Raw genomic sequence first — 13,126 nt, 5'->3', positions numbered from 1 at the left:
ATGCTACTGATCCGATCCCTGATCTTTACCGCCGCGATGTACATCGCCCTGCTGGTCATGGGAGTGGCGGGCGCGATACCGGCCATGCTGTCCAAGGATTGGGCGTACTGGTTCATGAGCCGTTACTGCCACGTGGTGTTCTGGCTGATGCGGACCATCGTCGGACTGAAGGTCGAGATTCGGGGGCAGGTCCCCCAGGGCGAATGCATCGTGGCGGCAAAACACCAGAGCTTTCTGGACATCATCATCCTGATGGGCACCTTGCCTCGCCCGAAATTCGTGATGAAAAAATCCGTGAAGTGGACCCCGATCGTCGGCTTTTACGCCATGCAGATCGGCTGCGCGCCGGTGGACAGGCAGTCCAGAGGCGCGATGGGCGCGATGTTGGAAAATGTCGCGGAGCAACGCGCCGATCCCGGACAGATCGTGATCTATCCGCAGGGAACGCGGGTCGCGCCCGGTGTGGTGGCGCGGTACAAGCGGGGCGCCGCGGCGCTTTATCAGAGTTTCGCGCTGCCCTGCGTGCCAGCGGCGACCAATGCAGGCATGTTCTGGGGCCGCAACTCCCTGCTGCGCAAGCCCGGCGTCGCGGTGGTCGAGTTCCTGCCGGAAATTCCCGTAGGGCTAGACCCGGCGGTGTTTATCACCCAGCTCGAAGCAGAAATAGAGCCAGCTTCTGACCGATTGCTAGACCGTTGAGATCGCCCCCCGGCGATAGGGGACGAAAGTTCATAGTTGGCTTCTCAGGCTTTGGAGCGGAGCATCTGCGCTATAGCGCGACCATGCCCATATCGAGGAACTTCTTGCGCCGGTCATCGCGGATCTGGTCGCCACTCTTGCCGTCGAAATCCGCCAGCATTGCGCTCAATGCCTGACCAACGGATGCAATCGCCGCATCGGGATCGCGCTGCGCGCCGCCGACCGGCTCCGCGATCACGCGATCTATGACGCGCAATTTCAGCAGGTTCTGCGCGGTCAGCCGCAGGGCCTCGGCAGCCTCGCGCATCTTCTCGGCGTTTTTCCACAGGATCGAGGCGCAGCCCTCCGGCGAAATGACGGTGTAGATCGCGTGTTCCAGCATCGCGACACGGTTGCCGGTGGTCAGTGCGATGGCACCGCCCGACATGCCCTCACCGATGATGACGGAGATCAGCGGAACACGCAGCGACAGACATTTCTCGGTCGAGCGGGCGATGGCCTCGGACTGGCCGCGTTCCTCCGCGCCCTTGCCGGGATAGGCGCCGGGTGTATCGACGAGGGTGATGACGGGCAGGCCAAACCGGTCGGCCAGATCCATCAGGCGCACGACCTTCCGATAGCCCTCGGGCCGCATCATGCCGAAGTTGCGGGCGATGCGGCTGGCCGTGTCATTGCCCTTTTCCTGACCGATCACCACGACCGGGCGATCGTCGAGGCGGGCCAGACCGCCCATGACGGCGGGATCGTCTGCGAAGTTACGGTCGCCGGCCAAGGGCGTGTATTCCGTGAACAGCGCGTCGATATAATCCTTGCAGTGCGGACGGTTGGGATGCCGCGCCACCTGCGCCTTGCGCCAGGGGGACAGGTCGCCGTAGAGGTCGGCGAGCATCGTCTTGGCCTTCTTGTCCAGGCCGGCCGCTTCCTCATCGACCTTCATCGTCGGGTCCTGCCTGCCGAGGGCGCGCAGCTCCTCCGCCTTGCCTTCGATTTCAGCCAAACCCTTTTCGAAGTCGAGATAGTTCTGCATATGGCCCCTCGTGCGTTACTATGGGGGATATAGGCGGCTGGGGGACCGAAATGCAATTCCCCCCGTGTAGATGCAATGTAGATGCGGGTGGCCCGGTCGCCCGGGCCAACCCGTTTTTACCCTGCGATCATCTCGGATTGTTTGACGATCACTTCGGCCTGACGGATCGAGGCGAGGTCGACCAGACGCCCCTTGTAGACGGCGGCACCCTGGCCGGTTTTTTCCGCCTCCTCCATCGCGGCGAGGATTTCGCGGGCTTCGGTGATCTGCGCCTCGGACGGGGTAAACACCTCGTTCGCCAGCGCGACCTGCTTGGGGTGGATCGCCCATTTGCCGACCATTCCCAGCGTGGCGGAGCGGCGTGCCTGCGCCGTGAAGCCCTGATCGTCCGAGAAATCACCGAACGGACCATCGACGGGTAGCAGGCCGTGCGTGCGGCAGGCGGCGACGATGGCGGTGATGGGCATGACCCAGGGATCGCCCCAGTGCTTCTGCCCATCGGGGGTCAGCATGTAGTAGTTTTCCTGCGTTCCGCCGATGCCGGTGGTCTGCATTCCCATGCTGGCGGCATAATCTGCGGCACCCAGGCTCATCGCCTGCATCCGGGGGGAGGCGGCGGCGATCTCCTCGACATGCGCCAGTCCGGCGGCGGTTTCGATGATGACCTCGAAGCCGACCTTCTTGCTGCGGCCCTTGGCCATTTCCACGGCACTGGCCAGCGCGTCCACGGCGTAGATGTCACCGGCATTGCCGACCTTGGGAATCATGAAGCGGTCAATGCGGTCGCCGGCCTGTTCAAGCACATCGATCACATCACGATACCAGTAAGGCGTGTCGAGACCGTTGATCCGCACGCTCAGCGTCTTGGTGCCCCAGTCGATGTCGTTGATCGCCTCGATAACGTTCTTGCGCGCGTTGTCCTTGTCCGACGGGCTGACGGAATCCTCCAGGTCGAGGTTGATGACATCGGCGGCGGAGCTGGCCATCTTCTCAAAGATAGCAGGGCGCGAACCGGGGCCGAACAGTTGGCATCGGTTGGGAACGGCCGGGGCTTGTGGCTGGACCTTGAAGGACACGGGCTCTCCTTTGGGACATAATGTTGCGTAGCGCTTACCCGGAGGGATATTTCCGTGCGATCAAATCGTCAAGGGGGGATGCTGCGGCTGCGAAGGCTGACGCCCTGGCCCGCAGCTTGGCGCGCCCTTGTATCGAGGATGTCAGCCGGTATCGAGGATGTCAGCCGCGCCATCGAAAGGTCAATGGTCAACGTCTTGCGACCCGCGCAACTTTGCCCTATCTGGTGAGTCGAGAGGTTGGCGCGGGCAGGCACCTCGCCAACCTGGTCAGGGCCGGAAGGCAGCAGCCACAACGAGACTCGCTTGGGTCGTCGTCCAGCCTCTCACCCACCTTCCCGCATGGATAGGTATTCCCCCTTCGAAAATCATGCGTCGTTTGGGGCGTTGGCGAACAGCGCGATCTTGTTGCCCTGCGGATCACGCAGGTAGCAGACGTAGAAATTCGCCCCGTAGGTATCGCGCAATCCCGGTTGCCCATCATCCGAACCACCGGCCTGCAACGCGGCGCTGTGCAGCGTGCGAACCTGTTGCCGGTCGCGCGCCTGAAACGCGACCATCGTGCCGTTGCCTGCGGATGCCGGGCTGCCGTCGAAGGGCGGTTTGACGTAGAATTCCGGCAGGAGGGCCAGCTGGTCGGATGGTTGGGCCAGCGCATAGCTCAACCCCTCCGGCCCTTCCTTCACCCTGTAGCCCAGCGCGGGCAGGATGGCGCCGTAGAACCGCTTCGCCCGTGGAATGTCATCGGCTCCGACGCAGACATAACTGATCATGTGGGAGATCCCGTGGTTGAGTGTGCCGTGGCACGCGATGCGCCCGATATGAATAGACCGGAGTATGAATAGACCGGGGCGCGCCCGTTCACAAAAGTTTTGCCAAACCCGCGTCCCGATCCAAATTGATCCGCATGACGGATACAGACAAACTGGCCGAGGACAGAACCGATTGGGCCGAGGACCGCACGGTCATGGCGAATGAGCGCACGTTTGCGGGCTGGATGCGGACCGGCATGGCCTCGCTGGGAATCGCGATCGGTCTGTCGGCGGTGTTCAAGGAGGCGGAGCCGACCTGGGTGGCGAAATCGGTCGCGATGATCTTTATTCTGATCGCGCTCATCATCTTTCAGATGGCGCGGCGTGCCGCGTGCAAGGTGCAGACCCGGCTCGATTCCCACCGGGCGGAGCCGCAAAACACCAAGGGCATCACGTTGCTTACCGCCATATTCAGCGCAGGCGCACTGGCGTCCGGTGCGATCCTGTGGTGGCTCTAACGCATCTGCCGCCGGGCGCTGAGGGCAGCAGTAATGGTGCCGTCGTCCAGGTAATCCAGTTCCCCGCCCACGGGCACACCCTGCGCCAGCGACGTGACGGGGATACCGCGATCCGCCAGCATGTCCGCGATGTAGTGCGCGGTGGTCTGGCCATCTACGGTCGCGCCCAGTGCCAGAATGACCTCCGTCACCCCGTCCTGCGCGATGCGTTCGGCCAGGCGGGGCAGGTTGAGATCCTCTGGCCCGATCCCGTCCAGCGCGCTGAGCGTGCCGCCCATGACGTGATAGCGCCCGCGAAACACCTGCGCGCGTTCCATCGCCCACAGATCGGCGACGCTTTCAACTACGCAGATGGTTGAGCCGTCGCGTTTCGGATCGCTACAGATATCGCATCGCTCCGACGTGCCGATATTGCCGCAGATCAGACATTCGCGGGCGGTGCGGGCAACCTCGGTCATCGCCTCGGCCAGCGGTTCGAGCAGCACGCGCCGTTTTTGCACCAGCGCCAGCGCCGCCCGCCGGGCGGAGCGGGGGCCGAGGCCGGGCAGCCGGGCCAGCAGGCCGATCAGCTCATCAAGGGGACCACTGCTCATCCCCGCTCCTATGCTCCGGCGCAGCGCACGATGACGGAGCCGACGGAATAGCCCGCCCCGAACGAGCAGATCACACCCAGATCCCCCGGTTCGAAATCGTCGGAGTGTTTCGAGAACGCGATGATTGATCCGGCGGAGGAAGTGTTGGCGTAATCCTGAAGGATGTTCGGCTGTTCGTCGCGGGTCGGCTCACGCCCCATGACCTTCTTGCCGATCAGGTCGTTCATCGACTTGTTGGCCTGATGCAACCACATCCGCTTCAGATCCTCGGGTGCGATGCCGTTATCGGCCAGATGTGCGGTCATCAATGTCGCCACGATGGGCACCACCTGCTTGAAGACCTTGCGCCCCTCCTGCATGAACTGCATGTCGCGGCGATCCTCGACCCCGTAAGGGCGGGTGCGGCGCAGGAAGCCGTTATTGTTGCGGATATTGCTGGAAAACTGCGTCAGCAGGCGGGTGTCGACGATGTCGAAGCGAATGCCGGTTGCATCCTCGGCCCGTTCGATCAACACGGCGGTGCACACATCGCCGAAGATGAAGTGACAGTCGCGGTCGCGCCATTCCAGATGGCCCGAGGTGATCTCGGGGTTGACCATCAACACCGATCTGGCGGAGCCGGAGCGGATCATGTCCGCCGCCTGCTGGATGCCGAACGTGGCGGAGGAGCACGCGACGTTCATGTCGAAGGCAAACCCCTCGATCCCCAGAAGCTGCTGGATTTCCACCGCCATCGCGGGATAGGCGCGCTCCATGTTGGATGCGGCGCAGATCACGGCGTCCACGTCGCCAGCGGTGCGGCCGGCCTGTTCCAGTGCGGTGGTCGCTGCCTTGACCGCGATTTCCGCCATCAGCGAGGGTTCGTCGTCAGCGCGTTCGCGAAAGCGGGGAAACATGCGGGTGGGGTCCAGAACGCCTTCCTTGTCCAACACGTACCGCTGTTCGATACCCGAGGCGGCAAAGATGAAATCGGCGTTGGAATGGGTCTTGGCCGGTATGTCCCCCGCCGCGATGGCATCGGCATGTTCCGCATTGAAAAGGTCCACATAGGCGTTGAATGCCACCACCAACTCGTCATTCGTGATGATCTGCGACGGAGTGAACACGCCGGTTCCCGTAATGGCGGGTTGGTGCATGGAACGTTTCCTCATGTTTTATGGGCCGAAAGCGGCGGTAGTGATCAGAAGGGCATCTTCATGCCGGGGGGCAGTTCCATGCCCTCTGTCACCTTGGCCATTTCGGCCTGTGCTGCATCGGATGCGCGCGATTGGGCATCCTTGATCGCGGCGAGGATCAGATCCTCGACCACCTCACGCTCCTCCGGCTTGAACAGATCGTCCGAGATGGTCAGGCCGGTCAGCTCCCCCTTGGCGGTGGCACGGGCCGTGACCAGACCGCCGCCGGACTGTCCCTCGACCTCAATGGTGTTCAGACGCTCCTGCGCCTCCTCGACCTTGCCCTGCATTTCCTGCGCCTGCTTCATCAGCTTGCCGATGTCGCCCAGCTGTCCCAGTCCCTTTAGCATGTTGTTCCTCATGTGAATGGAGTGTTGCCTGAATATGTACTGTGCCGACAGGGGCGCGACAAGTTGAGGCTGTTGAAGTTCCGTAAGGGCGCTAACGGCTTGCGTCGTCGCGACCGGCGCAGCAAGCTGTGCGCGGCGTCATTTACCTGTCACACCTGCATACGATACAAACCCGCATGATCGATCCAGATTTCCTCAATTCCGCGCCCGGCCCGTCCGTCGAGCTTTCCGACTTCGACGTCACCGGACCTCAGCGGTTCTTCAACCGGGAGCTGTCATGGCTGTCGTTCAACTGGCGCGTGCTGGAGGAGGCGGAGAACCCTGCCGTTCCGTTGTTGGAGCGGGTGCGGTTCCTGTCCATTTCGGGGTCCAACCTGGATGAGTTCTTTACCGTCCGCGTCGCGGGTCTGCGTGGGCTGGTGCGGGCAGGGGTGGTCAAACCCTCGGCAGACGGGCTGACCCCCGCGCAGCAGTTGGAGCGGATCGACGCGGATGCCCGCGCGCTGATGTTGCGCCAGCAGGAATGCTGGGCCACGCTCAAACGTCTGCTGAAGGACGTCAATATCGATGTCGTCGGCGTGGACGATCTGACCAAGGTCGATGCGGAGCGGTTGGAGCAGGTCTTCATGGATCGGGTGTTCCCGGTCCTGACGCCGCTGGCCATCGACCCGGCGCATCCCTTCCCGTTCATCCCCAATGCCGGTTTCGCCATGGCGCTGCAACTGCGGCGCGTGGCCGACGGCGCCCCGTTGGAGGCGCTGTTGCCGGTGCCCAATCAGGTCAATCGCTTCATCCGGCTGGAAGGCGGACGCCCCGGTGTTCTGCGGTTTCTGCCGTTGGAGGGCCTGCTGGAACTGTTCCTGACGCGACTGTTTCCGGGCTATGAGACAGCGGGGCTGTGTACCTTCCGCGTGTTGCGCGACAGCGATCTGGAGGTCGAGGAGGAGGCCGAGGATCTGGTGCGCGAGTTTGAGAGTGCGCTGAAACGGCGGCGGCGGGGGGAGGTGATCCGGCTGAAAATCTCGATGAACGCCCCCCCGGACCTGCGCGCGATGATCATCGAGGAACTGCACGCCAATGCCGACGAAGTGATCGAGCTGGGCGGCGTGATCGGGATCGCGGACCTCAGCGAACTGGTGGTCGACGATTATCCCGACCTGTTGTGGAAAAAATACAAGCCCCGCACGCCCGAGCGGGTTCAGGATTTCGAAGGCGATATCTTCGCCGCCATCCGGCAGAAGGACATGCTGCTGCACCACCCGTATGAGAGTTTCGACACCGTGGTGCGGTTCGTTCAGCAGGCCGCGCACGACCCGGACGTGCTGGCCATCAAGCAGACATTGTACCGCACGTCCAAGAACTCCCCCATCGTGACGGCCCTGTGTGAGGCGGCGGAGGATGGCAAGAGCGTCACCGCGCTGGTCGAATTGAAGGCCCGTTTCGACGAGGCCGCGAACATCCGCCTGTCCCGTCAGTTGGAACGCGCCGGTGCGCAGGTCGTCTATGGCTTCATCGACTGGAAAACCCATGCCAAGATGTCCACCGTCGTGCGGCGCGAGGGGGAGGATCTGGTCACATATTCGCATTTCGGCACCGGCAACTACCACCCGATCACGGCGAATTTCTACACCGATCTGAGCCTGATGACCTGCGACAAGGCGCTGGGCCGGGATGCGACGCGGGTGTTCAACTATGTCTCGGGCTATGCGATGCCCGAAATGCTGGAGAATCTGTACGTCTCCCCCCACAACTTGAAAAGCCACATCATCGACAGCCTGGAGTGGGAGAGCGAGCACGCCCGCGCCGGTCGGCCCGCCGCGGCGTGGTTCAAGTGCAATTCGGTGATCGAGCCGGACATCATCGACGCCATGTACCGTGCCAGTCAGGCCGGAGTGCGGATCGACATGGTGATCCGCGGCATTTGCGGCGTGCGTCCCGGCATTACCGGATTGTCCGAGAATATCCGCGTGAAATCCATCGTCGGGCGGTTTCTGGAACACAGCCGGATCGCGTGTTTCGGAAATGGTCACGGCCTGCCCTCGGACGGGGCTCGGGTTTACATCTCCTCCGCCGATCTGATGGGGCGCAACCTCAACCGGCGGGTGGAAACGCTGGTGGAGATCAAGAACCCCACCGTGCACGCCCAGATCATCCATCAGGTGATGGCGGCCAATCTGGCGGATGAGGCGCAGACCTGGGTGCTGGACGCCAAGGGCGACTATCTGCGCCCCGGTGCGATCGACGGGGACAAGCCGTTCAACTGCCACGAATTCTTCATGCGCAATCCTTCGTTGAGCGGGCGGGGTCGTGCCGGGGCCGGCGATGCGCCGCTGCTGACGAAATTGCGGCTGTCCGGCGGTCGCTGAGCCGGGCCTCACGGCTTTTGCCGTGGTCATGGGCGATCAGCAGGCTATCGTGTCCTCGAATAAGATGAGGGGAAGCGCGATGGCGAAGCGGATCAAGCAGTTCGAGGGGTTGGACCTGTCCCGCGTGGGCGTGGTGGATGTCGGCTCGAACTCGGTCCGGCTGGTGGTGTTCGATGGCGCGGCGCGGTCACCTGCGTATTTCTTCAACGAAAAGGTGCTGTGTGGGTTGGGCGCGGGGGTCGGGGCCACGGGCAAGCTGAACCCCGAGGGACGCCGCTCCGCCCTGTCCACGCTGAAACGATTCGTGGCGCTGGCGGAGCGGATGAACCTGTCTTCGCTGACCTGCGTGGCCACCGCTGCCGTGCGGGAGGCGAAGGATGGCCCCGATTTCGTCAAGCAGGTCGCGCGTGAGACCGGGCTGGAACTGCGCGTGATCGAGGGGATCGAGGAGGCCCGGCTCTCCGCGCAGGGCGTGCTGGTCGGCTGGCCCGATGCGGTTGGCCTGACGGTGGATATCGGCGGCGCGTCCATGGAACTGGCCCGCGTTCACGGCGGGCGGATCGGCACCTGCGTCACGTCCAATCTGGCGCCGCTGTCCTTGGCGGACATTCCCGAAAAGAAGCGTGAGAAGGTGATCGCGGAGACCTTGCGTGATTTGCGACAGAAATTGCCGGGCCGGGTGGAAGAGATGTTTCTGGTCGGCGGCTCGTGGCGGGCGATCGCGAACCTGCACATGGCGCGCCGGGCCTATCCGCTGAACGTGTTGCACGCCTACGAGGTCGCGCCCGAGGATTTGCTGGAGACCGCAGAATGGGCGGTGGGGCAGGATGTGGCGGCCTTCAGCGAACTGGTCACAACCTCCGAGGCGCGGCTGTCGCTGGTTCCGCTCGCCTCGCAGGTCTTGCGGCAGGTGATCACGGTGTTCCAGCCGGAGCGTATCGCCGTGTCGTCCTATGGCCTGCGCGAGGGGGTGCTCTATGAACAGATGTCGCCCGAAGCCCGGCAACTGGACCCCCTGATCGAAGCCTGCCGCCACACGGAGATCGCGGCCGCCCGGTTCCCCGGATTCGGTGAGGCGCTGTTCGACTGGGTCAGGCCGATCTTCGCGCTGGAGGAGGAATGGACGCTGCGTCTGATCCATGCCGCCTGCCTGCTGCACGACGTGAATTGGCGGACCCATCCCGATTTCCGGCCCACCGCCAGTTTCGAATCCGTGACGCGGGCCAATCTGGGCGGCATCACGCATCGGGGCCGGGTTTTTCTGGGTCTGATGCTGACCAATCGCTACAAAAGCGGGCGCAGAGTCAGGCCGGACGACGATCTGGTCGCGCTGCTGGAGCCGGAGCAGCAACAGCTTGCGGAAACGGTCGGCAGGGCATTGCGATTGGGCGCGATGCTGACCGGGGCGTCGGTCGATGCCCTGAAACAGTCACGACTGATTCTGTCCGACAGCAAGCTGGTTCTGGTTCTGGATGGCACGATGGGCGCCCTGCGCGGTGAGGTGGTGGAGAAGCGTTTGGCCAAATTAGCGGCGAATCTGGGCCGAGATTTCAGCATTCAGGTCGAATAACCGTGCAAAACCGGCAGTTTGGCCCAAAAAGCAAAACGGACCGGCAATGCCGATCCGTTCAGAAAGTCTCCCCAGACTTGGGCCGTCTATGCGGTGTGTCATCCAACAATAAACGGACTTTTCCCTCGCGTCACCCCGAAACTTTCTTTCCGGTGTAAAAACTGGCGAGATGATGGGCAGGGATGCCCTATTAACAGGCAGATGAAATGACGGCGACAGATGCCGCGCCTGTGGCCCCTTGCTGCCCCATTGCTCCATCGTGCGGGCTGCACTAGACCGGGTCCGAAACCGATTGTCGGAGAATACGGATGCGTCTGTCGCGATACTTCATGCCTGTCCTCAAGGAAACGCCGGCGGAGGCGCAGATCGCCAGTCATCGCCTGATGCTGCGGGCCGGAATGATCCGGCAGGCCAGCGCCGGAATATATTCCTGGCTTCCGCTGGGCCTCAAGGTGCTGCGCCGGTTGGAACAGATCGTGGATGAGGAACAACAGCGCGCGGGCCACCTGCCGATGCTGATGCCCACGATCCAGTCCGCGGACCTGTGGAAGGAATCGGGCCGCTACGAGGATTACGGCAAGGAAATGCTGCGCATTACCGACCGGCATGACCGCGACATGCTGTACGGCCCCACGAACGAGGAGTTGATCACCGACATTTTCCGTCGCGATGTCGGCTCCTACAAGCAGTTGCCGCTGACGCTCTATCACATCCAGTGGAAGTTCCGCGATGAGGTGCGCCCGCGCTTCGGCGTGATGCGGGGTCGGGAATTCCTGATGAAGGACGGCTACAACTTCGACCTGACCAAAGAAGACGCGATGCACGCCTATAACCGTCACATGGTCACATATCTGCGCACCTATGAGCGGATGGGCCTGAAGGCGATCCCGATGCGGGCGGATTCCGGCCCCATCGGTGGTGAGAATACGCATGAGTTTCTGGTTCTGGCCGACACTGGTGAGAGTGAGGTCTTCTATGACAGCGCTGTCACCGACCTGAGCCTGGGCGCGCGGGACGTGGATTATGATGACGTGGACCAGTGCCGCGCCATCATGGAGGAGTTCACCACCCCGTATGCCCGTACGGACGAGACGCATGACGAGGTCCTCTTCGCCGAGGTGCCCGAGGATCGTCGCAAGACCGCGCGCGGCATCGAAGTGGGGCAGATCTTCTATTTCGGCACCAAGTATTCCGAGCCGATGGGCGCCACCGTTCAGGGGCCGGACGGCAAGCCGGTGCCGGTGCACATGGGCAGCCACGGCATCGGTGTCTCGCGTCTGGTGGGCGCGCTGATCGAGGCCAATCACGATGAGAACGGCATCATCTGGCCTGAAAGCGTCGCCCCCTACGGCGTGTCGATCGTGAACCTCAAGCAAGGCAATACCGATACCGACCGGGTGTGCGAGGAATTGTACGCGACCCTTGGCAAGGCCGGGATCGAAGTGCTGTACGACGACCGTGAGGAACGGGCCGGGACCAAGTTCGCGACCGCTGATCTGATGGGCGCACCGTGGCGGATCACCGTCGGGCCGCGCGGGTTGAAGGACGGCGTGGTCGAACTGACCTCGCGCCGCACGGGCGATGCGCAAACGCTGGACCCGCAGGCGGCGGTGGAGCGGCTGAAGGACATCTTCACAGGGCTGTGACGTTTCCGCCCCGGTTGGTGAAAGCCGGCCGGGCCGCACTACCTCCCCTTCATACAGAGGAGGATTTGATATGAAATATGCATTGTTTACGGCAATGATCGTGGCCGCCCCCGCCTTGGCTCAATCCAACAATCCCGTGGCGCAAAGCGCGTCAAACGTTCCGGAATTCACCCCCGCCTTTCCCGAGCAGACCCGCGCCCCCGAAAGCCTGAGCGGTATCGAGTTGCAAACCACTGAGGTCGCGGGTGGGTTGAGCCACCCCTGGGGCATCGCGGTCCTGCCCGGTGGCGGCTATCTGGTGACGGAGCGCAGCGGGCAACTGCGCGTCATTGATGCGGACGGCAATCTGGTGGAGGAGCCTGTCAGCGGCTTGCCGGACTTGCTGGCCGAACAGCAGGGTGGCCTGCTGGATGTCGAGCTGGCCCCGGATTTTGCAAAGACGCGCCACATCTACTTTACCTATTCAAAACCGCATCCTGAGGGCGGATCGTCCACAGCTGCCGCGCGCGCGACCCTGTCGGACGATCTGACCGCGCTCAGCGATGTGGTCGATATCTTCGTGCAGTCGCCGCCCTCACCCAACCCGATGCATTACGGGTCGCGGGTCGTGCCGAACGGGGATGAAATCTATGTCACCACCGGCGAACATTTCGTGCCGCAGGAGCGCGTCTTCGCTCAGGATCTGGACAAGACCTATGGCAAGATCGTGCGTGTCACCGCCGATGGCGACGCAGTGGAAGGCAATCCGTTCATCGGTCAGGACGACGCGCTGCCCGAGATCTTCAGCTACGGTCATCGCAATATTCAAGGCGCTGCGATCCGGCCCGATACCGGGGAGTTGTGGGCGATCGAGCATGGTCCGGCTGGGGGGGACGAGTTGAATCTGATCGCGCCAGGCGAAAACTACGGCTGGCCCGTCGTCAGCTATGGTGAGAATTACGACGAAACCCCGGTTGGCACCGGCGGTGCCGACCACGCGGCGGAAGGCTTTACCGAGCCGCGCTATTACTGGGACCCGGTGATCGCGCCGGGGGGCATGGTCTTCTATCAGGGTGATGTCTTCGCGGATTGGCAGGGCGATGTGCTGATCGGCTCGCTCAACCCCGGTGCGTTGGTGCGGCTGGAGATGGACGGCAATACTGTGGTGGGTGAGGAACGCCTGCTGAACGATGTGGGCCGGGTGCGCGATGTCGCGGTGGACGCGGACGGGTCCTTGCTGGTTCTGATCGACGCGGATGACGGCGCGGTACTGCGGGTCACCCCCGCCAACTGACCCATCAGGCGGGGCCCGCGCGGCGATGATGCTGCGCGGGCCCCGTCAACCAGCAGCCTCACAGCCCCTTGACCCTGGAGAGGG

Annotated in this window: 12 protein-coding genes and 1 other RNA gene; 7 read left to right on the top strand and 6 right to left on the bottom strand. The window is 63.1% G+C overall.

The genetic code is table 11. From position 1 onward, the window contains the following. A complete protein-coding gene (locus H1S03_RS06080) occupies positions 1-699 on the top strand; it encodes a lysophospholipid acyltransferase family protein (RefSeq protein WP_185803628.1) in 699 nt (232 codons plus the stop codon). A gap of 70 nt (positions 700-769) precedes the next feature. Here H1S03_RS06080 and H1S03_RS06075 read toward each other — a convergent pair whose 3' ends face one another. Next, complete coding sequence (locus H1S03_RS06075) at positions 770-1,726, bottom strand: acetyl-CoA carboxylase carboxyltransferase subunit alpha (RefSeq protein ID WP_166189824.1); 957 nt, start codon at positions 1,724-1,726, stop codon at positions 770-772. Between the two features lie 116 nt (positions 1,727-1,842). After that, a complete protein-coding gene (locus tag H1S03_RS06070; RefSeq protein WP_185803627.1) occupies positions 1,843-2,802 on the bottom strand; it encodes an aldolase/citrate lyase family protein in 960 nt (319 codons plus the stop codon). Between the two features lie 230 nt (positions 2,803-3,032). On the opposite strand from H1S03_RS06070, the gene ffs reads away from it, so the two are divergent. Further along, an RNA gene (gene ffs, locus H1S03_RS06065) (signal recognition particle sRNA small type) lies at positions 3,033-3,131 on the top strand. Between the two features lie 36 nt (positions 3,132-3,167). Here the strand turns inward: ffs and H1S03_RS06060 are convergent. Further along, entirely contained in the window at positions 3,168-3,572 is a 405-nt protein-coding gene (locus H1S03_RS06060) for a VOC family protein (RefSeq protein WP_185803626.1), read from the bottom strand. Positions 3,573-3,706: 134 nt separating this feature from the next. Here H1S03_RS06060 and H1S03_RS06055 point away from each other — a divergent pair, with 134 nt between their 5' ends. Next, positions 3,707-4,069, top strand: a complete 363-nt coding sequence (locus tag H1S03_RS06055) for a DUF202 domain-containing protein (RefSeq protein ID WP_185803625.1) — start codon at positions 3,707-3,709, stop codon at positions 4,067-4,069. Here H1S03_RS06055 and recR read toward each other — a convergent pair. From recR to H1S03_RS06040, 3 genes are read right to left on the bottom strand one after another with little or no spacing between them, the layout of a single operon-like run. Further along, complete coding sequence (gene recR / locus H1S03_RS06050) at positions 4,066-4,662, bottom strand: recombination mediator RecR (RefSeq protein ID WP_185803624.1); 597 nt, start codon at positions 4,660-4,662, stop codon at positions 4,066-4,068. The genes H1S03_RS06055 and recR overlap by 4 nt on opposite strands. 8 nt (positions 4,663-4,670) lie before the next feature. Next, the gene (locus tag H1S03_RS06045; RefSeq protein WP_185803623.1) at positions 4,671-5,798 is read right to left on the bottom strand and encodes a beta-ketoacyl-ACP synthase III; all 1,128 of its coding nucleotides are present in this window, start codon (positions 5,796-5,798) and stop codon (positions 4,671-4,673) included. Between the two features lie 44 nt (positions 5,799-5,842). Then, complete coding sequence (locus H1S03_RS06040) at positions 5,843-6,187, bottom strand: YbaB/EbfC family nucleoid-associated protein (protein WP_185803622.1); 345 nt, start codon at positions 6,185-6,187, stop codon at positions 5,843-5,845. 176 nt (positions 6,188-6,363) lie between these two features. On the opposite strand from H1S03_RS06040, the gene H1S03_RS06035 reads away from it, so the two are divergent. The 4 genes from H1S03_RS06035 to H1S03_RS06020 all read left to right on the top strand — a co-directional run bounded on the left by H1S03_RS06035 (position 6,364) and on the right by H1S03_RS06020 (position 13,042). After that, the gene (locus H1S03_RS06035; protein ID WP_185803621.1) at positions 6,364-8,553 is read left to right on the top strand and encodes an RNA degradosome polyphosphate kinase; all 2,190 of its coding nucleotides are present in this window, start codon (positions 6,364-6,366) and stop codon (positions 8,551-8,553) included. A 79-nt stretch (positions 8,554-8,632) separates the two neighbouring features. Beyond that, on the top strand, positions 8,633-10,123 hold the full coding sequence (locus H1S03_RS06030; protein WP_185803620.1) for a Ppx/GppA family phosphatase: 1,491 nt from the start codon (positions 8,633-8,635) through the stop codon (positions 10,121-10,123). Positions 10,124-10,431: 308 nt separating this feature from the next. Further along, positions 10,432-11,769, top strand: coding sequence for a proline--tRNA ligase (gene proS / locus H1S03_RS06025; RefSeq protein ID WP_185803619.1), 1,338 nt, complete (start codon positions 10,432-10,434; stop codon positions 11,767-11,769). 70 nt (positions 11,770-11,839) lie between these two features. Beyond that, complete coding sequence (locus H1S03_RS06020; RefSeq protein ID WP_185803618.1) at positions 11,840-13,042, top strand: PQQ-dependent sugar dehydrogenase; 1,203 nt, start codon at positions 11,840-11,842, stop codon at positions 13,040-13,042. Positions 13,043-13,126 lie beyond the last annotated feature (84 nt).

Source organism: Pontivivens nitratireducens, assembly GCF_014235845.1.
Lineage (GTDB): Bacteria > Pseudomonadota > Alphaproteobacteria > Rhodobacterales > Rhodobacteraceae > Pontivivens > Pontivivens nitratireducens.
This window is presented reverse-complemented; position numbering and strand designations above follow the sequence as displayed.